This window comes from Saccharopolyspora cebuensis, assembly GCF_039542665.1.
In the GTDB taxonomy this organism is placed as follows: Bacteria; Actinomycetota; Actinomycetes; order Mycobacteriales; family Pseudonocardiaceae; genus Saccharopolyspora; species Saccharopolyspora cebuensis.
Genome location: NZ_BAABII010000018.1, coordinates 19920 through 46407, shown reverse-complemented (window position 1 = coordinate 46407; position 26488 = coordinate 19920). Strand labels below are relative to the sequence as shown.

The following is a 26488-nucleotide window of genomic DNA, read 5'->3' as shown; positions in this document are numbered from 1 at the left end:
CGGTGTCGACCGCGGCGAGTTCGGCATGGCGGTCGGCGTGGCCTGCTTCGTGTTCTTGCTGGGCCATGCTGATCGCGTCGGTGATCAGGGCGTGTTGGTCGCGGTAGAAGTGTCCGAGCGCGTGGAGCACGGCGGCATCGACGTCATCGGCGTTCAGCCGCGGGGTGTCGCATGTGCTGGAGTCGTAGCGGGCGCGAGTGAAGCAGGTGTAGTAGCGGTAGGTCTTGCTCCGGCCAGTGGCGCGCGTGCCGAGCATGGCCTTGCTGCACTTGGGGCAGCGCATCCGGCCGGTGAGCATGTAGTCGTAACCGGAAGCGGCACGATGCGAATGGTCTTCGCCGCGTTCAGCCAGGATGCGTTCGGCGTGCTCGAACGTCTCGCTGTCGACGAGCGGAGCGTGGCAGTCCTCGACGGTGATGCCACGGAAGGCCAGCTCACCGATGTAGATGCGGTTGGACAGCACCCGGAGGACTTGGTAAGCGGACCAGGTTCCTCCGTTGGTTGTGCGGTGCCCGCGTTCGTTGAGCAGGGTGGCGATGGAGCTGGAGCCGAGCCGGTCTCGGGTGTAGCTGCGGAAGATGAGCCTGACGACTGCGGCTTCGTCGGCATGAGGAACAAGGCGGTGGGTTCCCTTGTCAACGGTGTAGCCAAAGGGACGGCGTCCGCCCTTCCACAAACCCTTGGCGGCCTTGCGTTCCATGCCGGCGATAACGCGCTCGATGATGCTGTCGCGCTCGAACTGAGCGAACATGCCCAGCATCTGCACCAGCATTCGGCCCATCGGGGTGGAGGTGTCAAACGGCTCGGTGGCGCTGCGGAATACCACTCCGAGCTGGTCCAGCTCATCGAGCAAAGTGACCGTGTCGCGCAGGTTCCGGGAGAACCGGTCGACCCGGTAGACCAGCAGCACATCGATGAGGCCCGCACGAGCCGCCTGCAGCGCACGTTGCAGGTCGGGGCGGTCGGTGGTGCCGCCGGAGGCGTCGTCGGAAAACCTCATCGCCACTTGCCAACCGGGCTGGGAGCCGACGTAGGAGTCCAGCCGCTCGTCTTGCACTTCGATCGAGTACGGCTGGTTCTCGTCGTCGGTGGAGCGCCGGGTGTAGATGCCCACCCGGACGGTGTCGAGGTCGTCGAGGCTGGCGGCTTTTTTCGTGCGTTGTGCGGTGGCGGATCGCGCCATCGACAAGACTCCCTTGCTGGACTGCGATGTGTAGCTTTCTCGACCGCCGAGGCCGGAAGGCTCGGCCTCGGCGGTTCGGGACGAGGCTGCGGGGCCTCACGTCACGCAGCGTCGGCGGCTTCGTCCGGACTGTGCTGCTGTGCGTGTTTCCATTGGTTGATCAACTCGGCCAGTGCGGTGACGGCGAGCCGGTACTGCTCGTCGGTCATCGGCGTGGTCTCGATGTGATCGATGTGAACCGTAACGCCGGCGCTGTCGGCGTCGCTGGTGAACGGGACCACAGTGTTCGGCTGCTGGTCTGCGCCGTCGTTGGTGTCGTCGTGGTCGATGTGGGGTTCGTCAGCGCACATGAGCGCACCTCCGAGCCCGCGAGCCCGCTGCTGAGCGGAAGGTCGCGGGTGCTGGTCGGCGGACTTGGGCGACCGTCGACGCAGCGGACACGACCCCAGCCGGGGCACCCGCGCCGGTACCCGGCGGGCTTGATGGGACGCGGGCACGCGCCATGACGCGCGCTGTGGTGGCTGGGGGTGTCGGCGCGGGCGATCGGTAGGGCTTCGACTCCCCGACTGCACTGGGGCACCCGTCGGGGCCAGCGATCAACCGACCGACTGGACCTCGGCGTCCCCGGCTCAGCTGGCGCGGGGACGGTCGACGCGGGGTCCAGATTCCGAAGCTGAGGATCGTGATCCTTCGGCGAAGTTCAGATCAGGGTCGTCGATCAGCTCACGAGTCACCGCCTTTCGCGATCGGCTGGACGGGTTCGGTGCGGCAAAGACGGCGCTCGGGTCACGCCGCCTCGGGCAGGTCGATGTCGGCGGGCTGGCTGCCAGCCAGTCGGCGCAGGGCGATGTCGTGGTAGTCGCTCCGCAGGTCGATGCCTCGGTAGAAGCGCCCCAACTGGCGGGCAGCCAGCCCAGTCGTGCCGGCGCCGGAGAACGGGTCGAGAACGTGGCCGCCCTCGGGGCATCCGGCAGCGATGCAGCGCCAGGGAAGGTCGATGGGAAACGGGGCGCAGTGCGCGTCTGGCAATGGCCGGGTCGACATCGACCACACATCGCCCGGATTCTTTCCGGGGGATCGTGGGCTCCACGGGGATTTGACCGTATGCGGCTTAGTGCCCCCGCGATGGTCTTTGCGATGGGCGGGACGTTCCTGCGAGAGAGGTTCAAGGACGCGGCTGGCGTCCACGTGGTAATCCGGCTGCTTGACCAAGAGGAAGACCATCTCATACCGCGAGGAAAATCGGTCCGTTGCGGGGTCAGGAATGCTGTTCGGCTTGTGCCACACAACCGCGTTCCGAATGATCCACCCTTGCTTTTGCAGATGGAGGGCAACGCGCCACGGAATGCCCATCAAGCTCTTGTGGCGAACCACCTCGCCGGATTCTCCGGGGCCGATCCTTCGGGTGCTTCCGGTGCCGCTGTTGTGATAACTGTATCCATCGCGAAGATTGAGCCAGAATGTTCCTTCCGGGCTGAGGAGACGTGCTATTTCCGCGCTTGCCTCGCCGAGCTTGTGAACGTATTCGTCGAGCGTTGACTCAAGCCCGTATTGCTTGTCTCGTGAAATCGCGCCGCACCGTCGGCAGTGCTTCTCAGTACGGGCGCGATGACCACCAATCCCGGTTTTCTTCACCGACCGTCGCTGATGCGGTGTCGTGCCGAGCGTGTGTCGGCACCGGGGTTTTCCACCGACCCATTCGGCAGTTCCGTAATCGCGCAAGCCCCACTGCGGCGGCGAGGTCACCACGCAATCCACCGATGCGCTCGGCAGCGTGGCCATCACGTCGATGGCATCGCCGACGTGCAATTCCGTGCTCGGGTCGCGGTAGTAGAGGCTGCTCACTGCCCACCGCCTTTCATCTCGTGGCCTGCGGCCGGCGGGAGCTGAAAGACCAGAACATCGAGATGCGTCGGCAGCGTGGTGCGGCAGCCGTGCAGATCGGTGCCCTCCGGGCGGTCTCCCATGCGGGTGCTGCGCCGGGGCCGGAGCTGCTGACCGTGCATCGGGGCGATCAGGGCGATGCAGTGATCGGCGGGTACTAGCCCGACCGCGTCCACCGCCTCGTGGATCTGTCCGGGCAGATCCACGAGGCGTCCGCGGCGGTGCCAGGGGCGGCAAGTGATCACGATGTGCCCGCCGGGCCAGACCCAGTCGGCGACCGCGTCGAGGTCTTCGTAGAGGTCGACCAGGACCCGACTGGGGTCGCTGGTCGGGGTATGGCGCAGGCCGGTCAGTACGAGGTCGACCGCGCCGGGCAGGTCGGTGGCGCGCGGGTCGTCGATGCTGTCCAGGAGGGTGGCGTGACCGGTGCTGCCGGCGAGGCGGGCGAGGTCGAGGTTCGCTTCCAGCGTGGACTCCCAACGGGGCTGGGTGGGCAGGGCCAGGGCGTGGCGGCCGGCGCGGACGGCCTCGGCGACCACGAGGCCGGGACCGGGGTTGGGATCACAGACGATCTCGCCGGGGTCGGTGTAGGTCTGGATGACCCAGCGAGCGATCGTCGGGGTCAGCGCGTTGTCCGAGCGCGTGGCGCCGATATGCCGGCCGACGATCTGCTGGCGGGGCGAGCGGCTTCCTGTAGCCCAAACACTGGCCGGGCGCACAACGTTCTTAGGCATGACGGGGCTCCAGCGACGGGGTCGAGGGGCGGAACACGCAGGCGGTGGCGTGGATGCGGCGATGAGCGCCGAGAGCGACGGCGCGCTGGCTGTGCCGGGTCGTCGGTGGCGCGGTACTCGGGGCGTCATGCGCCAGGATCAGCCGGTCGGTCAATGTCAGGCCGGCCAGTGTCGCGGCCGGCACGATGCTCCCGGAGCGCGTCGTCCGCACCTCCGACCCGTGATTACTGTGCGTGAGAACGATGAGGGCGCCGTCGGGAGCAAGCAGCGGTGCCCAGTCGGTCATCAGACCGGGGTCGGTTGGCTGGGGTGTGCAGCCGCAGACGATCGCAGCGAACCGGTCCGGGTTCCGCTCTCCGGCGCGACGGACGGCGGGGGACGCGGTCGGTTCCGCGACCGACGGGTGCTCGGGTCCGGGTCCGGACTCGGACTCAGGCGCAGTCCCAGTCCGGTCTTCTCCGCGGTCGAGAAGGTGATCACCGAGCGCCGGTCGGGGCGGTTCGGTGACCGCGCCGCGGGCGAGTCGCAGGACCGTCTCCACAAGGCGGTCGCGGCGCTCGCGGCTCGCGGGTGCGGGTGACCCACGCTCGGCAGCGTCGGCGAGCGCGACCCGGTCGCCGGGGTTGCTGTAGGCGGTGACGACGAAGCGGACGGCCGCGACGATCCTCTCCTCATGACCGGCGTCGGGGGCGAGGCGGCAGAACTTGACGCTTGCCGGCACGGCCCTTGCGGGGTCGCGGCGGCGCCCCGCGGCGTGTCGGTGACGGCGCGCCGGCTGCCGGGGCAACGGGGGCTGGATGGGCTCGTGCGAGTCGGGCGCGCTCGGGATCGGCGGTGGCGACATGTCAGACGCTCCATGATCATCGCGGAGGGGCAAGGACACCCCTGAAGTCCGCGAAACCGGGCGCGATTGGACACGACCCCGGACAACGATGGAGTGATTCAAGTCACATCAAACTGTGACAGTCGGTAATGCCATGAGGCGGCTGACCGCAACCACTTGTTGATCTTTCGCGCCCCGGTTCTTGATCAACTTCGTCTGGGTTCGACCGCCAGTTTCGTGATCATGCGCGGGCCTGTTCAAGATCGCCCCGGAAATTCGTCGAGATCAACTCTCTTGTTCCGGTGGGAGCGGCTTGTCGGGTGACAGCAATGGAACAAGAGATGACTAACGCAGCAGCGCACAGCTTTGCTGGCAGTTCGTTAGTGATCTCGAATCTCCAGATTTGTCGATCTTCTTGTTCCGAGACAAGGAGATCGTTTTAAGCAGTTCTTAGTACGGAACCGTGCGCTGCGCTGTTCCGCGCCTGGCCCTCTCGGCGGCGTCATTGACCGCCGTTCGAGAGGAGCCGCGAGATGGCACGCCCCTCGGTTTCTGGGCACGCAGAGTGGCCCACTAACCCGCTGGATGCCGCCCGCGACGCGTTCGCGTGGCTGACCGCCGGGGACCACCCGGTGGCGGTGGACGGGCGGGAGTTCGATCACTTGCCCAACCGCGAGATCCCCGTCGACGAACTCCGCGATCTGCTGCTGCGCCGGTCCTGCCCACGCCGAGTGTGGGACCAGGTCTGGCGGCACGTGATCACGCGCGCCCGCAGCGAGGGCGGCACGTGGACGATCGTGGCCGTCGGGCTCGCCCTGCCGATGTTGACCCCCATGGCGGCTCGGCTGACCGACCGGTACGCCGGCGACCCCGCCGACGTCCACTCCGAGATCGTGCAGGGCTTCCTCGACGCCCTGCAGACGATCGACCTCACCAAGGGACGGATCACGATCCGCCTGCGGTGGGCCGCCTACCGCTTCGGGCACCGAGCGCTCACCGCGGCGCTGGACGGACCCACACCGAAGGCGCCCGGGTTCTTCTCCGCCGAGCCGAAGCCCCCGTCGGGACACCCGGACTTGGTCCTGGCCCGCGCGGTTCAGGTCGGAGTCCTGACCCCGATCGAGGCCGAGGTGATCTCGGAGACGCGGCTCGGCGAAACCCTGCTGAATGACTGGGCCGCTCACCACAAGATCGAGTTCTGGGCCGCGTACAAGACCCGCAAGCGGGCCGAGTACCGACTCGCCGCCTGGCTGACCGAGTCCGCCGACGGCCCTGTCGAGAGCGACCCCACGGGCGAGGCGGCCACGTCGCAGACCTCGCCCAGCGCTGCATCCGATACCCCGGAGCGGTCACAGAGTGTAGCGAAAAAAGTCGACGAGGGGCTGTCCAATGAGCCCCCGAAATCCGGACTTCAGGGCCGCGGGTGATCCCTGCCCGCTTCTCGCGCTCTTCGCCCGCTGGAAAGCCCTGGAGGTCCACGATGCGCTCGATCGCGCCCTCTGCTCGCCCCGCGGCCAGTGGCCACACGCCACGCCGCCGGGTCGGCCGGGTCCTTGCCGTGGCCGTGCTTGTCATCGCCGGCTTGGTGGTCACCGCCACCACGGCTTCAGCCGAGACCACGCACGTGGTCGCGCTGGCCCGCTCGGTCGACGAAGTCCTCAACAACATCCGCAACTGGCTCATGGGGATCTTGGCGCTGCTCGCCACGGTCTTCCTCACGATCGGCGGGGTCCGCTACGTGCTGGCCAACGGCGACCCCAGTGAGGTCGAGAAGGCCAAACAGTCCTTCAAGTCGGCGGGCTTCGGCTACGGCCTGGCCGCGTTGGCGCCCCTGGTGGTCGAGATCCTCAAAGGGATCGTGGGGGCCTGATCGCATGCTGGCCACCGCAACCCCCACCTCTGGGGCCGGCCACCGGTTCGGCCGCGCGTTCGCCGCAGTGGCTGGCCTGCTTGCTCTCAGCGTTCTGGTCGGCATCGCCGGCGCGGGCACCGCCTCGGCCCAGCCCGCACCCACCCCCTCGGCACCGGCGCCCTCGCCACCGGCGCCGGTGCCGCCCCCGGCTCTGCCGTTGCCGACCGTCGACGGCTGTGCCCCGGATTCGCCGATTCCGGCTTGCCACATGCCCACGCCGGCTCCGGGGCAGCCGAACCCGACGGCTCCACAGCAGCCGCCCGCCCAACCGCCGGGGCCGCCGCCGTGCCAGGGGCCGGGGTGTATCCCGCAGCCCACCACGCCGGCACCACCGCCGTCTGGTCACCAGCCGGGCCAACCCGGCGGCCAGAATTCCGAGCAGGAGTCTTCATGCGGGATCACCGATATCCCGGCCTGCGTCAACGACGCGATCGACTCGTTTTTCCGGGATCTGGTGACCCCGGCGCTGAACAGCCTGCTGGACCTGCTGGCCAACACCTTGTTGACCACTCCGACGCTGGACCAGCTGCCCCGCATTGGTGAGCTGTGGAATTCCTCGTGGCAGATCATGCTGGCCTGCTACGGGATGTTGATTCTCATTGCGGGAATCATCGTCATGGCTTACGAGACCATGCAGACCAGAATCTCTATTAAGGAGATTCTTCCGCGGGTCATCATTGGTTTCTTGGCTGGCGCGTTGTCGCTCTGGGTGTGCGCGCAGGCGATCAATCTCGCTAACGCGCTCGCGAAAGCGATCATGTCCGGCGGGGTCGACGAGAATTCCTCGGCCGACACGCTCAAGCAATTGGTGATGAGTTCGCTTAACGGCGGATTCTTCATCATCTTCATCGGCCTTTTTCTCGCCGGAATGCTCGTCGCGCTCTTGCTGACCTACATTGTCCGCGTCGCGTTGACCGTGATCCTCATTGCGGGTGCACCGCTGGCCCTGATGTGTCACGCGCTGCCGCACACCGAGGGCATCGCGAAATGGTGGTGGAAAGCCTTTGGTGGCTGTCTGGCCATTCAGCTGGGTCAGTCGCTGGCGCTGATCACCGCGATGCGGGTGTTCCTGTCCCCGGGTGGATTCACGTTCTTCGGGCCGACCACAGACGGGCTGGTGAACCTTCTCGTGTCTCTGGCGCTGATGTACATCCTGTTCAAAATTCCGTTCTGGATCTTGGGTTCGATTCGTGGCGGCGGCGGCCGGTCGCTGGTCGGGTCCCTGGTTCGAGGGTTTATCGCGTACAAGACCTTCGGACTTCTGCGTGGGCTCGGAGGCGGAGGCGGCGGTGGCGCCCCGAAGCCCCGGGGCGGCGGCCCCAAGGAGCCGGGGCCGACTGATCCCTATGCGTCGCCACGCGCTACCCCGTCGGGCCAGTACATGCTGCCCCTGGAAGGGGTCAAGCGGCAGCGAGCGTCCAAGGCCACCCAGCGCGCGGGCGCGAAGCCCGCACCGCGGCCCCGGCCCAGCGGACACAGCAAGCAGCTGAAGTTGCCCCTGGACGGGGAGTGGCCCGAGCACAAGCCGCGCTTGTGCCGGGACGGGCAGTACGAACTGCCGCTGGACGTGCAACGCCAGCGTGCTCCGAGACCAGCAGCCGACTCGGCGCCGCGGTCGTCGGCCGCATCGAGTAACCGAGGACGGCAGTTGCGTTTCCCAGCCAGTGGCGAGTGGCCGGAGAACCGGCCTCGTCTTGGCCGCGACGGGCAGTATCGGCTGCCGATCACCGCGCAGCGCGTGCGGCGCCCGACGCCTCCGTCACCTCCGCCGAGCCCGCCGCGGCCGTCGACGGCGGGCCAACAGCTGAAGTTCCCGGCTGACGGGGAGTGGCCGGAGAACAAGCCCCGAGCCAACCGGCAAGGCCAGTACCAGCTGCCACTGAATGTGCAGCGCACACGCAAGCCGACCCGGCCCAGTGCGCAGGCGCCCGCACCGCCGCGCCCGAACCGCAGTGCGCAGCCACGCCAGCAAGCGCTGCCGCTGGACCTGCCGAAGGTCTCCCCACCCCGCCCGAGCACCCGCCGCGAAGGAGGTGAGTCGACGTGAGCCAGTACAGCGTGCGCATCCCAGCAGACGTGGACCGGGAGGACACCATCCTCGCGGGCTTCACCGCCCGGCAGGTGGCGGTCATGGCCGTGACCGGTCTGCTGCTCTACGGCGGGTGGGTGGCCACCCGGGCGTTCCTCCCGGTGGTGGCCTACCTGATCGTCGCGGTCCCTCTCGGGGTGGCCGTGGGCGCGCTGGTGGTGGTGCGCCGCGACGGCGTAACGCTGGACCGGTTGCTGCTGGCCGCACTCCAGCAACGGCTCCAGCCCCAGCGGCGGGTTGCTGCCGGGCATGCGCCAGCAACGGTCCCGGAGTGGCTGTCCGGCGTCGCCGAAGAGACTGACGAGCCGGTGGCTGGCGCGTTGGAGTTGCCGGCCACCGGGGTCAGCGAGGCCGGAGTGGTCGATCTCGGCTCAGACGGGCTCGCCTTGCTCGCCGGTTGTTCGACGGTGAACTTTTCGCTGCGGACCCCGGCCGAGCAGGAAGCGTTGACCGCCGCATTGGGACGCTACCTGCACAGCCTGTCCGCACCCGTGCAAATCCTGGTGCGCGCCCAGCGCCTGGATCTCTCCGAGCAGATCGGGCAGCTACGCGAGCGCGCAGCCAGCTTGCCGCACCCGGCGTTGGAGACCGCCGCGCTCGATCACGCCGACTACCTCGCCCAGCTGGGCCAGCAAGCCGAGCTGCTGCGCCGGCAGATCCTGCTGGTGATCCGTGAGCCCGTGCGCAGCGCGCCGGCGGACTCGTTGACCCGCCGCGGCCGACTGCGTCGACGCCGCGGGGGCGGCGAGGAGGAGGTCGAGCCCACGGATGGGGCGCGTCGGGCGGCGACCTCCCGGTTGCTGCGGCGCATGCACGAGGCCAGCGAGCTGTTGTCTGCGGCCGGCATCGAGGTCACTCCGCTCGATGCTGCGCAGGCCACCGCTGTGCTGTCAGCCGCCACGAACCCGGACAGTCCGCTGCCGCCCTCGCCGGAGATGGCTGGCGCCGACGAGGTGATCACCACCCCGGCCGGAGCGGGCTGGGACCCCGACGAGGAGGACCATCTGTGATGTTCACCCGGAACCGCCGCCGCACCTCCCCGGCGACCTCGGCTGCCTTCGCCCCCGACGCCGTCGAGGTTCACCCGCGTCACCTGCAAATCGGGGACGAATGGGTCGCCAGCTTCGCCGTCGCGGGCTACCCCAGAGAGGTCCACGCGGGTTGGCTGCAACCCCTGTTGACCCATCCGGCCCGGCTGGACGTGTCGCTGCACATCGAACCGATCGACCCGCAGGTGGCCGCCGAGCGGCTGAAGAAGCAGCTGGGGCGCCTGGAGTCCGGTCGGCGGCACACCGCCGCGCACGGGCGGCTAGCCGACCCGCAGGTCGAGGCGGCCACCGAGGACGCCCAGGACTTATCTGACCGGCTCGCCCGCGGCGAGGGTCGTTTGTTCCGGGTCGGCCTGTATCTCACCGTCCACGCGAACTCGGAGCACGAACTCGTCGAGGAGGTCAGCGCACTACGGGCGCTGACCGCGAGCCTGCTCATGGACGCAAAGCCCACCACGTACCGGAGCTTGCAGGGTTGGGTCACGGCGTTGCCGACGGGCCTGGACCAGATCCGGATGACCCGTTCGTTCGATACCGCCGCCCTCTCGGCAGCCTTCCCGTTCACCAGCCCTGATCTGCCGCCGCCGGACCCGACCTCGGCATCAGCCGCCCGCGGCGTGCTCTACGGCTGGAACCTCGGCAGCCAGGGCTTGGTGCACTGGGACCGGTTCAGTTGCGAGAACTTCAACTCCGTGATCCTCGGCCGCAGCGGGGCCGGTAAGAGCTATTTGGTCAAGCTCGAAGCGATCCGGAGCCTGTACCACGGCACCGAGATCGCGATCCTCGACCCCGAGGACGAGTACGCCCGCCTCGCCGGGGCCGTCGGCGGTACGTATTTTCCGCTCGGCAGCGAGGGTGTGCGGCTCAACCCCCTGGACTTGCCGATCCACACCCGGCCTGATGGGCGCCGCTCGGCCCCATCCGATGCGCTCACCCGCCGTTCGCTGTTCATTCACACTCTCCTTGCTGTCCTTTTCGGACAGGCGTTGAGTGCGAACGAGCGGGCGGTACTGGATCAAGCGGTCACGCCGACCTACCGGGCTGCGGGCATCACCGAGGACGCTCGCACCTGGACACGGCAGGCGCCGCTGCTGGCCGACCTCCGGTCGGTGCTGGGCCAGTCCGACGACGAGACCTCCCGGGATCTCGCCAGCCGGCTGCACCCGTTCACCCACGGCGCGTTCTCCGGCTTGTTCGACGGGCCGACGACGACCCCGCCCGAAGGGCATCTGCTCGTGTTCAGCCTGCGGAATCTCCCGGATGAGCTGAAGCCGGCCGGCACGCTGTTGACCCTGGATGCGGTCTGGCGCCGGATCTCCAATCCCAGCACGCGCCGGCCGAGGCTGTGCGTGGTCGACGAGGCATGGCTGCTGATGCAGCAGCAGGCCGGTGCGGAATTCCTGTGGCGCATGGCCAAGTCCGCCCGCAAACACTGGTGTGGCTTGACGGTGGCTACCCAGGACGTGGGCGACGTACTCGGCTCCGATCTAGGCAAAGCGATCATCAGCAACGCGGCCACCCAGATTCTGCTCAGGCAGGCGCCGCAGGCGATCGACGACATCGTGCGCACCTTCGCCCTGTCCGAAGGAGAGCGACAGTTCTTGCTCTCGGCGGGCACGGGACAGGGGCTCTTGTCTACCGGGACTCAGAGGGTAGCCATGCAGGCCATTGCCTCCGACGCCGAGCACCAGCTGATTACCACTGATCCGGCCGAACTCGCCGCCATGAACGACGAACCCGCCGACGACGAGGAATACGACTCCGGCGTCGGCCATGACCTCGTTCTCGACGAGTGACCATCAGGAGGGAGGAATGCCAGTGTCCACCTCAATCGCCATTGCTCAACATAGCTCAGACCCCACCAGCTGGCACACGTTTCTGCACGATGTGCTGCCCGCCTTGGCGCTGACTTTCGGGCTGGTGGCAGTGATTTGGCTCGCCTGCGCTGTTGTGACGTTCTGCGGTGCCTACCTGGGCACCCTGGCGTTCGTCGGCGCACGCGGCCTGATCCGTGCGTGCGCCAGGCATGTACGCCGCCGCCGCGGCGCCGAGTACGCCCAGCTCGTCACGGTCCACCCCGACGGCGTCACCACCAAGATCATCAATCTGGATCATTACCGCCGCCGCGAGCAGCGCCCCGGCCGCTCGACCTCGACCGAACACCCGGACGACGCAGAGCCAGGCCCCGACGGGCCGGCCTGATCAGCCGGCGCCTCGTCCGCCAGCTGTGTCGACGCGCGGCTGACCTGGCACTCGTCGTGCCTTGCGCGCCTTATCGCAACTTCGCATCCCATTTCACGGGGGTACACCTATGTCTTCGTCCACACCCGAATCCGGGACGCTACCCGCGCGCCCGCGACGCCTGCTCACCCAGAACCGCGAGATGAAGCAGATCGGCGTCTACAACTGGACCTTGCCCGCGTGGGCCGGAAGATTGCCCGACGGGCGCACCTACAACACCTGCCCCTCGGCCGGCATCTGTCGTCAGGTTTGCTACGCGCGGCACGGCACCTACCTGTGGCCGGCCGTGCGCGCCAAGCACCACTCCAACCTGCAATTCGTGCTTGACGACCCGGACGGCTGGCAGCAGGCCATGCTCGCCGAACTCGCCGCACCCAAGTTCGTTGGTCGCTGGATCAGGGTTCACGACAGCGGCGACTTCTTCAGCGACGACTACACAACCCGCTGGTTGCGCATCATGCGAGACCGGCCAGAGGTGAACTTCTACTGCTACACCAAGGAAATCGACCGGTTCCGCCGACTCGTGGAACCGGACCCGCCCGAAAACCTGTTGTGGGTCTATAGCTACGGCGGCACCCAGGATCACGTGATCGACCCGCAGACTGACCGGGTCGCCGACGTGTTCCCGGACGAGGAGGCCATCGCCGCGGCCGGCTGGTCCTCGCAGGAAGCCTCGGATCTGCTGGCCGTGCTGGGGCCGCGCTTGGTGGGCGTGCCCGCGAACCGCATCCCGCATTTCCTGCGGCGGCTGGACGGCCGCCGCTTCTCCGAGTGGCAGGCCGAAGTCGACGCGGAGCGCCATACCCGCCGGGGTGCCGCTGCCGTTCGCGCGATCACCAGCGCACCCTCCGCTCGCCGCCGAGACCGCACCGATCGCCGACAGGCCGCGTAGTCCCGTCAGGCACTTGTGACCAGTTCAGGAGGTTTATTCCTGTGATTCTGCTGCAATCATCCATTGTGGACAGCCCGCTGGGCGGGCTGCTCACTGATCCCTGGGGCGCGATCCGGGCAGTCCTGAACGCTGTCTGGTCGTGGATACAGGTGTGGGGACCCATCGTCGGCCCGGTCGCGCTCACCGCGATCAGCGGCCTGATCAGCCTGCGGCGCTGGTGGAACGACCGGTGCCAGGACCGGTTGCACGACCAAGCTCGCGTGGTCACGATTCTGACGCCACCGACCGTGGACCCCGACGGTGCTGAAGCAGCATGGTCGAACCTCGTCGGATTGCTGCGCCCGATGTGGGCTCGCCTGGTGGGTGGTCAGCCGCATCTGGCGTGGGAGTACGTGTTCGGCCACGACGGCGTGCAGATCCGGCTTTGGGTGCCGGGAACCGTGCCACCGGGGATGGTCGAGCGCGCGGTCGAGGCAGCGTGGCCGGGCGCGCACACCCGCACCGAGCAGGCCGGCCCGCCGCTAGCGGTGGAGGCTGACGAGGGCCGTCGGCAGGTGGCCACCGGGGGTGTGTTGCGGCTGGCGCGCTCCGAGGCGCTGCCCATCCGCAGCGATTTCGATGCCGACCCCATCCGTGCGCTGCTGGGCGCGCCCACCGGACTCGGTATTCACGAGCAGGCGTGCGTCCAGGTGTTGGCGCGTCCGGTGACCGGGCGGCGCGTCAAGCAGGCCCGGCGCGCCGCCCGTCACCTGCACGCCGGTCGCTCGACGCGCCTGGTCGGCCGGCTGCTGGACCTGATCACCCCCGGTGCGACACCGAAACCTTCCGCGGGGACAGGCGGTCAGCCGAAGCTGGACCCGCAAACCTCGCTGGAGTACCAGGGACAGAACCGCGCCATCGTGGCCAAACAGCGCGGTAGCCAATGGGAGACCGTGATCCGCTACGCGGTGGCCACCAGCGTGCCGGCACAGACGCCGCCGGACCAGGTCGCACGCGTGCGGGAGCAGATCCGGGGCCGCGCCCACGCGATCGCCAGCGCGTTTTCCGGGTTCACCGAGCACAACCACTATCGCCGCCAGCGGCTGCGCGACCCCGAAGAGACATTGGCCCGGCGGCGGCTGCGCCATGGGGACTTGCTGTCCGTGCCAGAACTGGCCGGCATCTGCCACCTGCCCATTGACGAGGCCCTGCCGGGGCTGAGCCGGGCGGGCGCCAAGGCCGTGCCGCCCCCGCCGAACACCCCCACGGAGGGCGAGCTGGTCCGCCCAGTCGGCGTCTCCGACACCGGGCACGCCCGCCCCGTTGGGCTGCAGGTCAGCGATGCCCGCCACCACCTGCACGTACTGGGCGCCACCGGGTCGGGCAAGTCGACGATCTTGGCGCGGATGATCCTCGCCGACGCCGAGCACCGGCGCGGCGCGGTCGTCATCGACCCCAAGGGCGACTTGATCACCGATGTGCTCAAGCGCCTGCCCGAACAGGCCGCCGAGCGCGTGGTGCTCTTCGACGCCGACACACCCGGCACGACCCCGTGCCTGAACCCGCTGGAAGGGCCGAAAGAGGCGGCCGTCGACAACCTAGTCAGCGTGTTCTCACGGGTGTTCTCCTCCGCATGGGGGCCGCGCACTGAGGACATCCTGCGCGCCGCATGCCTGACCCTGCGGGCCGCATCGGACACCCCGAAGCTCTCCGCGTTGCCGCAGCTGCTCACCGATGCGGCCACCCGCGAACGTCACCGTCAGACGGTCGAGAACGATGCGACCCTGCGTGGCTTCTGGGACTGGTACGAGCAGCTGAGCGACGCCGCGCGGGCACAGGCGACCGCACCGCTGCTGAACAAGTTGCGCGCGTTCCTCTTGCGGTCGTTCGTGGTCAAGGCCGTCTCGGCTGGAGAGTCCACAGTGGACCTTTCGGCGGCGCTGGACGGTGGGCTGTGCTTCGTGCGCATCCCCAAGGGGAGCTTGGGCGAGGACACCACCCGGTTGCTCGGGTCGCTGATCGTGGCTCGGGTCTGGCAGGCGGCCACTGCTCGCGCCGCAGTGCCGGAGCGCGAACGACTCGACGCGTCGCTGTACGTGGATGAGGCACACAACTTCTTGAACTTGCCGTATGCCATGGAGGACATGCTCGCCGAAGCACGTGGCTACCGGCTGTCCATGACGCTGGCCCACCAGCATCTCGGCCAGCTCGGCAAGGACTTGAAGGAGGGCATCTCGACCAACGCCCGGTCGAAGATCTTCTTCAACGCCAGCCCCGAGGATGCCCGCGAACTGGCCCGCCACACCGCACCTCGGGTCAGCGAGCACGATCTTGCCCACCTCGGCGCCTTCCACGCCGCTACGCGGCTCGTGGTCAACGGCGAGGAAACCCAGCCGTTCACCCTGGCCACGCAGCCGTTGCCCCCGGCGATCCGCGGCCGAGCGCGCATGGTGCGCCAAGCCGCCGCCCGCCACACCCAGCCGCTATCGACCGCGGCTGAAGAGGGACGCGACCAAGCCGCACCGGAGTCCACCGGAACCGATCCTCGTCGCGCCGCATAACGCTCAACGCTTCGCGGAAAAGGGGCAGGCCACACCCAACCACCAGGGCGTGGCCTGCCCCTTTCTCTGCGCTTTGCCGTCCTGCCCATTCGGTTTGTCCGCAAGGAGACATTGATGCTCGACCCCAGCACGCCCCAACGCGACCTGCGCACACCGATTCCGGCCCGCGCCAGCTCCCGTGTGGCCGCCTCCACCGAGCACCAGGCCACCGTCGCCGCCCACCTCACCGAACGCGACCGGTGGATCGCCCGCATGTGCGCCGAGCACCGCACGCTGACCTCCACCCAGATCGTCCAAGTTGCCTTCCCCACCCGACGCGCGGCCAACTACCGGCTCCAGCGCCTCTACCAGTGGCGCGTCCTGGACCGCTTCCAGCCCTATGTCGGTAAGGGGCGGTCCCCGATGTTCTACGTGCTCGACACAACCGGCGCGCACCTGCTCGCGCACGAAGACGGGATCGACCCCCGCTTGCTGGGCTTCCGCGCCGAGCGTTCGATCGGGATCGCCTACAGCCTGCGTCTGGCGCACCTGCACGGGCTCAACAGCCTGTTCACCGGACTCATCGCCGACGCGCTCGCCCAAGGTGACCGGGAGGTCACCGCCTGGTGGTCCGAAGCCCGCTGCGCTCGGCACTTCGGCGACATCGTGCGGCCGGACGGCTACGGCCGCTGGCGCGAAGATGACCGCGAGATCGAGTGGTTCCTCGAATGGGACACCGGCCGCGCCCCGCTGGGCCGCTTCGTTGCCAAGGTCCCCGACTACCTCGAACTCGCCGCTAGCAGCCGAATCGTCACACCGCTGTTGGCGGTGTTCTCCACTGCCGGCCGGGAAGCCCACGCCCGCCGGCTGCTGACCCAGCACCTGCGCAGCCAACCCCGCCCGCAGGACGTGCCGATCGCGACCACCACAACCGAGGAACTCAACCGCACCGGTACTGCCTCAGCCAGCATCTGGCTGCCCCTGGCCCATCGCGACGCAGGCCGCTGGCGGCTGGCCGACCTGCACGCCGCCTGGCCCCACGTGGGCGAGCCCACCAGCAGCACGCAGGCCACCCCCAGCGCACGCGAAACCAGCCCAGTGCCTCGGCTCAGTCCGCCGGCTCCGATGCCGCCTTTCGCACACCACGACCTGACCTGGAAACCCACGGGGTGATGCGTGCATGCTCAAGCTCGCCACCACGGTCCTGGGTGCCGCCGTCGCCTTGATCGTGCTGGTCGCAGCCGCCGTGTCCGGAGTTGCCTCCGCCATCTTCGGTGGAGGCGGCTCCGTGACCGCGAGCCAACCCAGCCAGGCCGCCCTGGCCGACATCCCGGGCGACTACCTGGCCCTCTACCGGCAGGCCGCCACTACCTGCCCCGGGCTGGACTGGAGCATCCTGGCCGGCGTCGGCAAGATCGAGACGAACCACGGGCGCTCAAATCTCCCAGGTGTCCACAATGGAGCGAACTACGCAGGCGCCGGCGGGCCGATGCAGTTTCTACAGTCCACATTCGACTCTGTGGTAGCGCGCCATCCCATCCCGCCCGGAGGCGGCAACCCGCCCTCGCGGTACAACCCGCACGACGCCATCTACGCCGCCGCCGGCTACCTGTGCGAGTCGGGCGCCCGCGATGGTCGCGACATCTACGGTGCCATCCTCACCTATAACCATGCCGATTGGTACGTCAGTCAAGTCCTCAACCAAGCAGCCCAATACAAACAGGCGGCAGCCAGCTCCGGAAGCGACGCGCCGGCAACCCCACCAGCACAGCAGGCCGTGAACTACGCGCAAGGGCAACTCGGATTGCCTTACGTCTGGGGAGGAAACGGACCCGATCATGGTCACGAAGGCTTCGACTGCTCGGGACTGACCATGGCCGCCTACCAAACGGCTGGGATCAACCTCCCGAGAACCGCGCAAGAGCAGTACAACGCTGGCCCACAGGTTTCGAAGGACGCCCCATTGGCACCCGGCGACCTCGTCTTCTACGGCACGCCCGGCAACATCCACCACGTGGGGATCTACATCGGCGCCGGAAAGATGATCAATGCTCCGGACTTCGGCCAGCCAGTCAAAGTGGACGACTACCGGTGGAAGGGAGACGACTACGCGGGAGCCAGTCGACCCCGCCCATAAAGCGCCTGTAGATGCGCTGAGCACTCGCTGATCATTTGTCTAAATGCTGCGGTGGAGTGCGTCAGCCGGACCGCTGTGCCGTACGTCGACCCGCTATGTCGTCGTCTGGGTGTCGGGACAGAGTTCTACCCTTGCGTAGTGTCAAGCGATCGTCCGCCAATCCCCGCTGAGCTGCGCCGCGCTGTGCTGGTCGAAGCAGGGCACCGGTGCGCCATTCCCACCTGTCGGCAGTACCCCGTTGATGTTGATCACATCATCGACTGGGCGAAAGTGCGACGGCACGAGTTTGACAACCTGATCGCCCTGTGCCCGACTTGCCACGCCCGCAAGACCCGCGGTGAGATCGACACCAAATCGATGAAGCAATACAAGATCAATCTCGGTGTGCTAACCAGCCGCTACACTGACCTTGAACTCCGACTCCTGCGATGGTTGGTCGACTACGCGCCCGGACGCGGTCGCCCGATGCTGCCAGACGGCATGTATTGGGCGGTCGGGGATCTGCTGTTTGACGGCATGATCGAGCTGCGCGAAGACGGCTGGCTGCTTCCGTCCGGTCGTCCCGACGGTCCGCGTCCAATCAGCTTTCACGAGCAGCAGGCCACCGAGCGGCGCGCAAAGTACGTGTCCTTGACAGACAAGGGCCGCGAACTCGTTAGACGTTGGTTTGGGGCCAAGCCCCTTGACTGATCTGCGCACCTGTACCCGCAGGTGACCGTGTCGCTCATGCCGCTGAGCAACACCGCTTCGACTTCGGCTGCTCCCGTACTTCGGAAGGCCGTGATGATCGAATGATCAGATGTTGCGGACTGCCGTTGAGTTCGGGATGACAACAGCCTTCCGGTGACGTCCTCTCACATCGATGGTGGGTGCGCCCGCTGACGGCTCGTGGGTCAGTTGGTTGAGATGGGCATGCGGCATCATGACGTTGTGACCATCAGCGATAAGGACCGCAAGGTGTTGTGGGCGCGGTCAGGCAATCGATGCGCGCTGTGCCGGCAGCCGCTTGTAGCTGAGCGTACGGCGACCGATCCCGAGGCCGTCGTCGGCGATGAAGCTCATATTGCTGCTCGGTCGCCGGGAGGTCCGCGTTATGGCGAATCCCCGGCCAACTTGGTGGACAGTTACGATAATCTGATACTTCTTTGTCGGGTTGACCACAAAAAGGTTGACGACCAGTCGGCATCCTATACTTCGGCTGTACTTCGTCAGATGAAGTCCGACCACGAGCTGTGGGTCGACCGGTCGTTGCAGGGGCTTGACGATCCCAAACTTAGCAAGACAGATCGGGAGCAATGGTACCCTCTTGAAGTCGGGCGTTTTCCCTGTGTCGGTGACGGAGAGGCAGCCCGGGTATCCGTCGTTGCTCGGTTACGAGATTCGTTGATCGAATCATTCGGAGATCGTTCAGCGAGGTTCGCCCTTGTACTGGCAGCGGAAGGCCATAATGCGAATGACGCGGTGCTTCCGGTATACGTGGTTTGGAGTCATCAGCGTGAATTTGTCGCGCGGGCGGCCCACGAGCACGAGGCATGTTTGAGGAGGATCATAGACATCCGACGGGGATCTTCGGATGTCGAGGCTGCCCGACATCAGTTCCTTCGTGAGATCACGGAGGCTGAACGGTCGACGGCGGACTGGCGTATGGAGGGGAATGCTTTGTTCGACAAGCATCCGACCGCTCACCTGGTCAACTATGACCCGTCCTTGCGTCGTATCCAGATCCACGCGGACAGGGCATTAGATATAGATCCCGAAGAATATGACGAGAAGGTCGCTACAACGTCAGAGGCACTGATGTTCTCGTGCGCACTTGCCAGGCAAGTGGTGGCAGCAGACATCGGGAGCCTAACCAGATACTCGGAAAATTCTTCTTTGGCGAAGCTGACTGCGTACATGTTGGAGCGACGCGAGCTTGAATTTGGCAGGTTTCGTATTCTGCAGAATGATCCAGAGATTTGGGACTTTCGTTTTCCTGAGACGGAAGCGAGGGGGTGCTAGAATCGAGTATTCTGGAGACATTCTGAGCCAGCGCTGATCAACCTGCCGCTTGCCCGATCGATCATTCGCGCGGAAACATAAGGTCGTGCGGTCAAGTCTGTTCGAGTCGAAAGTACATCTAGCTACGGATGGACTAGCCGAGTGGGCAAGGTCCTTCCTGTTCCTCCGTTTTACTCGCCTCCGATTCGTCGTCAGTCGCAGAGTCCGGCAAAGGTGGTGCCCCGTCGGCAAGCTGCCGAAGCTTGAAATAGTACTTCAGCGGGCGTCGCCGTGAAAGCATCAAAGCGGTGTACGCACGCGCGGTTTCGTGCAGCGCATTATGTATCAGCCCCTCGATAAAGCTTCCCATCGGAAGCTCCTCTGCTCCTCGTTCACGTTCCTGATCGAGGATTCCTGTCTTCTCGTACAGCAGGACGTTGGTCTGGAGAGGAACGGTGTACGTGCCAATCGCCCTCACCGCCCTTCCCACCACGTCTCGTTGGCGTTTGGGGAGGCTGAATTCGTAACGCGGTAGATCATCGCTCAATCGATCGCATGCGTCTGTCATGCCCTGGAGAGCTGACTTCCCCATCGCCCATGCAAGCGGGTTGCTTCTGGTCAGCCCGTAGAGGTTATGCAGGCTAGCAATCAGGTTGAGCAACTGCGTAGCGGTTTCGCGGCGGGCTCGGTGTACTTCGAGTATCCGGTCCTTGCGTGCTTCGAGGCCCGGTTTGGCCAGGTATTCGACAAGCATGGTGATCACCGCCGCCGTCACGGCGCTGATCAGGGCGGTCTGGGCTTGAGCTGGTAACCACACGCGCCGTATCTACCATGCTGCGCCGCCCCGGTAGGTCGGTTTCGGCAACGGTGGTGGCTCCGGGCTCGACCGGCCTGGGGGTCACCGGGAGCACGGAGCCATCACCGAGGCTACTCCTGATCACCGGGTCGGTCATCGGTGTCGGGGTCATCGTCATCGAAGACTAGCTCGGTGAGCCTTTGGGCGGCACGGACGGCGTTGATCATCAGCTTGTCCCGGCGGATCTTCTCGGTGAGCTGCAAGATCTCGGTGCGCTGCGCTTCGGCGCGGCGCGCCCAATCGCCCTCAGTGAGAGTGTCGGCTACGCACAGAAGCATGTGCGGACCAAGTCGCCACAGCAGGCTATTGACCGCGCATGCGGCGATCGCCAGGTCGTCGATGTCGGCGCCATACCAGCTCACCGTCGAAGGGTCCTGTCCCTTTGCACGCATGACCTGGGCAGCGGCGCGGAACAACCCACCGGTCCCGACGGCAGGGTCCATAATGGACTCATTCTCGCGAGGCGTGTTGAGTTCAGCCATCAGTACCTCGCCCATCGTTTCCGCGAGTGCGCTGGGGGTGTAGATCTGGGCGTTGGCTTTACCGGCCGAGTCGGACTTGAGCAGGGTGAGCACGATCCCGAGCAGGTCGGTGTCGTACCGGTTGTCGGTGCCGGTCAGTTCGAGCTGTCCCGCGTGCAGGGCAGCGTCCGCGGTGTGCTTCGCGGCGCGCTGCAACGCGGGGCGCGGTTCATCGAAAACCCAGTGCATGAGCGGATAGAGGAGATGGGTCAGGTCGGGACGGGAATTGACCACGGAGGTGTAGATCTCGCGCAGTGTGCCGGCGAAGTCCTCGGCGGTCTGCGCGCGCAGCTGCTCGGCGAGGTCGGGACCGTGCGGGTCGCGCTGACTGATCAGGGACAACGCGGCCACGACCGACAGGGCCACGTCGCGGCGGCCGGAGTGGTTGGACTGGTTCCACGCCGTGTCGACGGCTTCAGCGATGGCAACGGCGTGCTCACCGGGGTCGCGGTGGGCGCGCCGTTGCGTGGTGGATTGGCTCACGTGTCCGCCCTCCTGGTGTGCGGCGGTCGTGCCCGGAGCGTTCCTGCATCGGGCACAGGTGTGGCCGACGAGGAATGCGTCTGAGCGGAGAAATCAGAATTCGGAAATGGAGAAATCGGTGAATCTTGTTGCGTTAGAGGAATTGCCTCATTCGTCGTCCAGCTGGTCGGATACGATTGCCATGTCGCCTGCTTGCATTCCGTCGGCAACGTCGACGCAGGGGGCACACCAGTCGAAGCGCCAGTCTTCCGGGTTGCAGGGATTCGACCAGTTGCAGGACTGCGCGATCGACTCCAGCTCGGCCGAGATGACGCCGAGTTCATCGGGCTGTGCGTGATGGACTGCGAGATGGATGACTGGCTCCCCGGTCGCCACGCCCGCGTCGACACAGGCGGAGAAGGCCACATCCGGGCGGTCCAGCCGCGTCGTGGCCGCGCCCGTGATCCAGGCCGCAAGCTGGGCCAGATCCAGCCCTTGAGTACGGGCATAGTCGGTGCCGTAGACGCGAGCGACAGGCTGCTCGGTCACGGTGCCGTCGTCAGCGAGGGTCAGGCGGAGCCACTGGGGGTAGTCCGTGGCGATCCAATGGAACCACTGGGCATCGTCGAAGGCGTAGATGTCGCAGCGGCTTTCGTGCGGTACCCAGTCGGCGCGGTGGACGGTGGCCTCGGGGACGGCAGCTTTCCCGGAAGTCCGGGCGAACGTGTCGAATCCAGCCACGTCCCAGGCCAGCGCGAACCGTGCGAAGCGGTCGCGAACCTCGTTCGGTGCGGTGGAGGCGAACAGTTGCCGTCCGATGGGGAATCGCGCCACGTCGTCGGGGGCCACGAAACGGCTGAACCCGCCGAGCGGTTGGGCGTGTGCACCGCGGCCGAGGGCGAACAGGGTGTGTGCGCGGGTGGCGTCGGTGTCCATGGATATCGGCCTTTCTGCGCGTGCATGCGCGCGTAGTCGTGGTCGGTGTCGCGGTCTCCCCGGGATCAGTCGGTGTGGGGAGCCGCGTGAGGATGGGGTTGGGCGTTGTCGGCTTCAGAACCGTCGATGGCGGTGTCGGTGAAGGTCGCCATGCCGACGAGTTCGTCAGCCCGGTACATGCGGCATTCGGTCTCGTCGCGGTTGTGGGCGTCCTGCTCGGGATCATCGGAGCGAGGGGTGTACACGTCAGCGAAGACCCGATCGTCCGAGACGGTGACCGAGACGATGTCCTGCCCGTCGTCGGTGCTCATCCCTTCTTCGAGATCCGCAGCGGGCAGGCAGTAGAAGACCGGAACATCGGGCTTCGAGCGGTCCTCGGTTTCGCCGTCCCCAGAGCGGTTGCCCTCCGGGGCGCAGGCGCCGGGCGGGTTGTGCGCCTCGTACGCGTCGGGCGCGGGCGCGGCCACCTGCCAGGCGCGGGGAGCAACCAGGCCGGCGCGCATGCGCGCGTCCAGGTCGATCACCGCGTGGGCCAGGTCGGTCGCCAGTCGGCGCACATGCCATTCCGTGGCGTCCTCGGGCAGGTGGCGCACCGCTCCGGCGGTGGCGATCATGCTTCGGTACGGGCGCTCACAGCGGGTTTTCATCAGCGGCCTCCCAACGGAGAGAACAAGGACAAGGCAGCACAGGAAGGGATACGACCAGGGGAATCGGATGCGCCGATGGCGGAGTTCGGTCGCAGCGGCGACGCGAGCGGCATGGGAGGCCGGACAGTAAGAGGGCCGACGGACCCACCCGGAGGGTGTTCGCACGGTCCGCCGGCCTGCCGTAACCCTGTGAAAGGGCTGCCGTCCCCGAAGGGAGGCACGGCCAGGGTAGCTCACTGAGCCACCGCAGAGCCCCGTACCGCTCGCCCTGTGTAGTTGTGGTTCCGGTGCTGGTCAGGCGGGGTGCGAGGTACGCGGCCGATACCGGGCGACCACCTCCCAGAGCCGTCGGTGGTGGTTGGTGTCACCGAGCTGGGCGTCCACGTCCGGTGACTCGTGCGGCATGTCGGCCGGGCCGCCGCCGGTCATGCTCGGGTAACCGGCTCCGATGCCGGCGGCGACCGCCGCGACCACATCGGTGTCGGCGGCATCCCCGATGACGTGCACGTGGACGTGCGGGGTGGCGCGGCACGCGGCGGCGACCACGCTCCGCGTTGCCGGCGCCGTGACCGAGCGGGCGCGAACGGGAACGATGATCAGGTCGACGCCGCCGAGCGTGGCCAGGGTGTCGGCCTGGTGCGGATCCAGATGCAGTAGCGTCACCGCGTGCCGGCGGGCGAGATCGGTCATGGCTTCCCGCACCGCGTCCTCCGGGGGCGGCTGTGAATCGATGACGAACAGCGTGCGCAGGCTGCCCGAGTCGGCGGCGGGCGGATCGTGCCGCGCGCGCTGGATGGCTCGGTGCAGGTCGAGCCGGGTGGGGCGCGCGTCGATCAGGCCGAGGTGTTCTCCGGCTGCCGTCCCAGCTAGCGCGAGGCTGGCCGTGCTCGCCGTGCCGACCTCGCCCGAGGGGTCGGGATCAAGCACCGCCACCATCAAGGCCGGGCGCTCCACGAGCATCGATATTTGCTTTCGCAACACACCGGAGCCGTCCGGGACCGTGACCAGGTGGGCTGCGCCGAGCGCGAGAGCGTGTCGGTACAGGTCGGGCTCGTCCTGATCCTCGGGATCGGCGAGCAGCATCACCGCGTCGCGGGGAGGGAGTTCGTGCGGGCGGGCGCGCAGGATCGGCGCGGCCTGCGCGTCGATCAGCACCAAAGCGGCACGGTTCCAGTCTTCCCTAGCGAGCTGGTGCGGCGGGCGTGCCACCAGACGCACCCCGCGTGCGTACTGCTCGATCTCGCGGCGCATCGTGGTTAGATCCGTGATCAGCAGAACAAAGCAGGACATGCTGCATCCCTCCAATAAGGACAGTTGGGGCCGTCAGTGATGCGGGCGGTTGTCGATCTCGCTCCGGTGGGTGTCCGCGTCCGAGGCCGGGATGGTCCAGCGGCCGTGCTGGGTCATGACCGCCGATGCGGTGCGAGCCTGGCGGCGGTAGTTCTCGGCGGTGCGGCCGTCGACGTCTCGGGTATCGCTGGGGTAAGTCAGATCGACTTCGACGCTGTGATCGGAATCCGTCCAGACGTTGACGATCGGCCCTGGTGAGTTCTTCACCATTGACCACATGAGCTGCGCAGCATCAATCGGGTCCTCGGCGTCGATATCCCACTCGATGACGCAGCGGTACTCGCGGGTTTCACTCATGGTTTGTGGTCCTTTGTATACGAACGGTGTGTGAATCCAGGTCCTCGGTGTATCCGCCTTGCGGTGGCCCCGGGCGTGGACGGCGTCACGGCTCGGGACCACCGCCGCAGGCTCAGGATTTCGGCGGGCGGACGGGCATCAACAGATGCCGGTATTCCTGCCCGTCGGCTCCAGTGAGCAGCACGGGCCGCGTCGGGGTGGCGAGCTGGAACAGCACGGTGTCCCCGTCGAGCGCGTTAAGCGCGTCGCGCAGGTACGGCGCGGAGAACAGCACGCGCATTGGCTCGCCGGAGCCGTCGACCTCGGCCGGGTGCGCGGGGGCAGCCACCGCGTCGGCGTGCTCACCGAGCACGGGCGCGATCGACACCGTGCCGGCGGGATCGACCGTCAGCGCCACCTGTGCCGCCGTGCGGCGCCCGTGTTTGTCCCGGGTGGCGTGCTTCTTGGCCTCCAGCGCGGCGGCGGCGCGTGCCGTCGCGTGGGCCAGCGCGTCGCGGTCGGCGCACGCGGTGACGGTCACCTCGGGGAACAATTCCTCATAGGCAGGGAACTGCGCCTCGATCGGCCGCGTGATGACGGTCAGGTCGCCACAGGTCAGCGACAACCACTCGCCGGCCCAGTCGTTCCCGATACCGAAGCGCACGCGCTCAGCGGCGGCGTGTTTGAGTGCGGCGGACAAGACCGGAGCCGGGAACAGCACCGCGCGTTCCTCGGTGGTGGTGGTCGCAGCCAGCGTGGCGACGGCCAGCCGGAACCGGTCGGTGCCGGCGAGGGTGAACATGCCGGGCGTGATCCGCACCTGTACGCCCATGAACATCGGCATGGTGTCGTCGGTGCCCGCCGCGACCAGCACGCGCCGCGCGTCCGTGGTGAACCGCTCGCGGTCGACCTCGGCGACGGTGGGTGGAGTCTCTGGCAGTGTGGGGAAGTCCTCGGCCGCGTAGGTGGTCACGGGCATGGTGTAGCCGCCCAGTTCGAGCACGGCCGTCCCGTCCTCGGTCGTGCGCACCGTGACCGGCGCGGCGTCGGCATCGCGCTTGCGCCAGCCCTTGACCAGCGCGCCGAGCAGCTTGGTTGCTTCGGTGTAATCGATGAGCACCCGCCCCGGGATGGGCGCGGCATCCGGCACGCGCACGGTTGCCACAGTTTCCAGGTCGGTAGTGGTCAGGGTCAGGTCTCCGTCGCGCCCGTCCAGCAGGACGCCGCCCAGCATCGGCACAGCGGGCCGACGCGCCAGCCCCACGCCGACCGTGGTCAAGGCGTGCGCCAGCGTGGCGCGGTCGGTCCGGAACAGTACGGGCGCCGTCGACGCGACGGTGGTGGTGTCGGTCGCGGTGGTCATCGCGCGTGCCTCCCAAGGAAAGGTGTTGCGGTATAAGAAAGCTCGGAAAGAAGGGGCGCCCGGATACGTCGCGGGCGCCCCTGCGGGGTCAGCCGACCCAGTAGGTTCCGGTGTGGGCGGTGGTCAGCTCGACGTGCGGCATCGGTTCCCCCGGGTACGGGGTGTGCATGATCAGCCGGCCGCCGTTGTTCGGTGCGTCATCGGGAATGCGGCGCAGGGTGAACGCGAACGCGCCGCGCGGGTCGCCGACGCTGATCGTGACCGTGATCGAATCCTCGCCGGGATCGGTGTGGATCGTGGCGCCGTTGGCCCACGACAGCGGTACCCGCTGTGGACGGTGCGGCCCCTCGCGGAAGTCCGGCGCGGACTCCACATCGTCAATCTCGGGGTCCTCGTACGGGTCGTAGGCATCGCAGACCAACGAGCCGGATTCGTCGGCGTAGCCGTCCGGTTCCTCGGACAAAGACTCGCCGCACGCCTCGCACCGGTATTCGGCGTCCTCGGCGTTCTCGAACGTGATCACCGAGGAGTCGTCGTCGTAGTCGGTGGAGATCATCTCGCCGTTGGCGGACAGCACAAACACAGCGCACCTCGCAGAAGGGAGATCAAGACGGAAGGGAAGGACGGGAGGTGC

The 26488-nt window shown here is 67.3% G+C and carries 23 protein-coding genes and 1 pseudogene; 12 read left to right on the top strand and 12 right to left on the bottom strand.

Annotated elements, in window-relative coordinates:
* Window positions 1-175 precede the first annotated feature (175 nt).
* From ABD976_RS24430 to ABD976_RS24415, 4 genes and pseudogenes are all read right to left on the bottom strand, one after another.
* A pseudogene (locus ABD976_RS24430) lies at window positions 176-1183 on the bottom strand (recombinase family protein); the annotation flags it as partial.
* A gap of 786 nt (window positions 1184-1969) precedes the next feature.
* Complete coding sequence (locus ABD976_RS24425) at window positions 1970-3028, bottom strand: DNA-methyltransferase (RefSeq protein ID WP_186361470.1); 1059 nt, start codon at window positions 3026-3028, stop codon at window positions 1970-1972.
* Window positions 3025-3801 (bottom strand): TRM11 family methyltransferase, encoded by a 777-nt coding sequence (locus ABD976_RS24420; RefSeq protein WP_186361469.1) that lies wholly within the window; start codon window positions 3799-3801, stop codon window positions 3025-3027. The genes ABD976_RS24425 and ABD976_RS24420 overlap by 4 nt, the downstream gene beginning before the upstream one ends.
* Window positions 3794-4522, bottom strand: a complete 729-nt coding sequence (locus tag ABD976_RS24415; RefSeq protein WP_186361468.1) for a hypothetical protein — start codon at window positions 4520-4522, stop codon at window positions 3794-3796. Before ABD976_RS24415 ends, ABD976_RS24420 begins: the two co-directional genes overlap by 8 nt.
* A gap of 635 nt (window positions 4523-5157) precedes the next feature.
* Between ABD976_RS24415 and ABD976_RS24410 the strand changes: the two genes are divergently transcribed.
* From ABD976_RS24410 to ABD976_RS24355, 12 genes are all read left to right on the top strand, one after another.
* Entirely contained in the window at window positions 5158-6051 is an 894-nt protein-coding gene (locus ABD976_RS24410; protein WP_186361467.1) for a hypothetical protein, read from the top strand.
* Between the two features lie 53 nt (window positions 6052-6104).
* Window positions 6105-6494 (top strand): pilin, encoded by a 390-nt coding sequence (locus tag ABD976_RS24405; RefSeq protein WP_255426205.1) that lies wholly within the window; start codon window positions 6105-6107, stop codon window positions 6492-6494.
* Window positions 6495-6498: 4 nt separating this feature from the next.
* Window positions 6499-8583 (top strand): type IV secretion system protein, encoded by a 2085-nt coding sequence (locus ABD976_RS24400; RefSeq protein ID WP_255426204.1) that lies wholly within the window; start codon window positions 6499-6501, stop codon window positions 8581-8583.
* Window positions 8580-9635 (top strand): PrgI family protein, encoded by a 1056-nt coding sequence (locus ABD976_RS24395; RefSeq protein WP_186361466.1) that lies wholly within the window; start codon window positions 8580-8582, stop codon window positions 9633-9635. The genes ABD976_RS24400 and ABD976_RS24395 overlap by 4 nt, the downstream gene beginning before the upstream one ends.
* Window positions 9635-11470, top strand: a complete 1836-nt coding sequence (locus ABD976_RS24390; RefSeq protein WP_186361465.1) for a VirB4 family type IV secretion system protein — start codon at window positions 9635-9637, stop codon at window positions 11468-11470. The genes ABD976_RS24395 and ABD976_RS24390 overlap by 1 nt, the downstream gene beginning before the upstream one ends.
* Window positions 11471-11492: 22 nt before the next feature.
* Window positions 11493-11876: a hypothetical protein gene (locus tag ABD976_RS24385; RefSeq protein ID WP_186361464.1), complete on the top strand. Its 384-nt coding sequence runs from the start codon at window positions 11493-11495 to the stop codon at window positions 11874-11876.
* Between the two features lie 109 nt (window positions 11877-11985).
* On the top strand, window positions 11986-12807 hold the full coding sequence (locus ABD976_RS24380; RefSeq protein ID WP_255426203.1) for a GP88 family protein: 822 nt from the start codon (window positions 11986-11988) through the stop codon (window positions 12805-12807).
* A 50-nt stretch (window positions 12808-12857) separates the two neighbouring features.
* Window positions 12858-15347, top strand: coding sequence for a DUF8128 domain-containing protein (locus ABD976_RS24375; RefSeq protein ID WP_255426822.1), 2490 nt, complete (start codon window positions 12858-12860; stop codon window positions 15345-15347).
* 114 nt (window positions 15348-15461) lie between these two features.
* Complete coding sequence (locus ABD976_RS24370; protein ID WP_186361462.1) at window positions 15462-16499, top strand: replication-relaxation family protein; 1038 nt, start codon at window positions 15462-15464, stop codon at window positions 16497-16499.
* Window positions 16500-16506: 7 nt separating this feature from the next.
* Window positions 16507-17463 carry a C40 family peptidase gene (locus tag ABD976_RS24365; protein WP_186361461.1) on the top strand — a complete coding sequence of 319 codons (957 nt, stop codon included), beginning with the start codon at window positions 16507-16509 and terminating at the stop codon, window positions 17461-17463.
* Between the two features lie 138 nt (window positions 17464-17601).
* Window positions 17602-18153, top strand: coding sequence for an HNH endonuclease (locus ABD976_RS24360; protein WP_186361460.1), 552 nt, complete (start codon window positions 17602-17604; stop codon window positions 18151-18153).
* A 240-nt stretch (window positions 18154-18393) separates the two neighbouring features.
* Window positions 18394-19464: an HNH endonuclease gene (locus ABD976_RS24355; protein ID WP_186361459.1), complete on the top strand. Its 1071-nt coding sequence runs from the start codon at window positions 18394-18396 to the stop codon at window positions 19462-19464.
* Between the two features lie 133 nt (window positions 19465-19597).
* On the opposite strand, the gene ABD976_RS24350 is transcribed toward ABD976_RS24355, so the two are convergent.
* The 8 genes from ABD976_RS24350 to ABD976_RS24315 form a co-directional block, all read right to left on the bottom strand.
* Window positions 19598-20260 (bottom strand): hypothetical protein, encoded by a 663-nt coding sequence (locus ABD976_RS24350; protein ID WP_186361458.1) that lies wholly within the window; start codon window positions 20258-20260, stop codon window positions 19598-19600.
* 110 nt (window positions 20261-20370) lie between these two features.
* Window positions 20371-21303: an N-6 DNA methylase gene (locus ABD976_RS24345; protein ID WP_186361457.1), complete on the bottom strand. Its 933-nt coding sequence runs from the start codon at window positions 21301-21303 to the stop codon at window positions 20371-20373.
* A 147-nt stretch (window positions 21304-21450) separates the two neighbouring features.
* On the bottom strand, window positions 21451-22218 hold the full coding sequence (locus ABD976_RS24340; protein WP_186361456.1) for a hypothetical protein: 768 nt from the start codon (window positions 22216-22218) through the stop codon (window positions 21451-21453).
* A 65-nt stretch (window positions 22219-22283) separates the two neighbouring features.
* The gene (locus ABD976_RS24335; RefSeq protein ID WP_186361455.1) at window positions 22284-22832 is read right to left on the bottom strand and encodes a hypothetical protein; all 549 of its coding nucleotides are present in this window, start codon (window positions 22830-22832) and stop codon (window positions 22284-22286) included.
* 327 nt (window positions 22833-23159) lie between these two features.
* Complete coding sequence (locus ABD976_RS24330; RefSeq protein ID WP_345367120.1) at window positions 23160-24155, bottom strand: hypothetical protein; 996 nt, start codon at window positions 24153-24155, stop codon at window positions 23160-23162.
* Between the two features lie 33 nt (window positions 24156-24188).
* Window positions 24189-24512 carry a hypothetical protein gene (locus ABD976_RS24325; RefSeq protein WP_186361453.1) on the bottom strand — a complete coding sequence of 108 codons (324 nt, stop codon included), beginning with the start codon at window positions 24510-24512 and terminating at the stop codon, window positions 24189-24191.
* A gap of 112 nt (window positions 24513-24624) precedes the next feature.
* The gene (locus ABD976_RS24320; protein WP_186361452.1) at window positions 24625-25854 is read right to left on the bottom strand and encodes a DNA polymerase III subunit beta; all 1230 of its coding nucleotides are present in this window, start codon (window positions 25852-25854) and stop codon (window positions 24625-24627) included.
* Between the two features lie 88 nt (window positions 25855-25942).
* A complete protein-coding gene (locus ABD976_RS24315; RefSeq protein WP_186361451.1) occupies window positions 25943-26437 on the bottom strand; it encodes a hypothetical protein in 495 nt (164 codons plus the stop codon).
* Window positions 26438-26488: the final 51 nt, after the last annotated feature.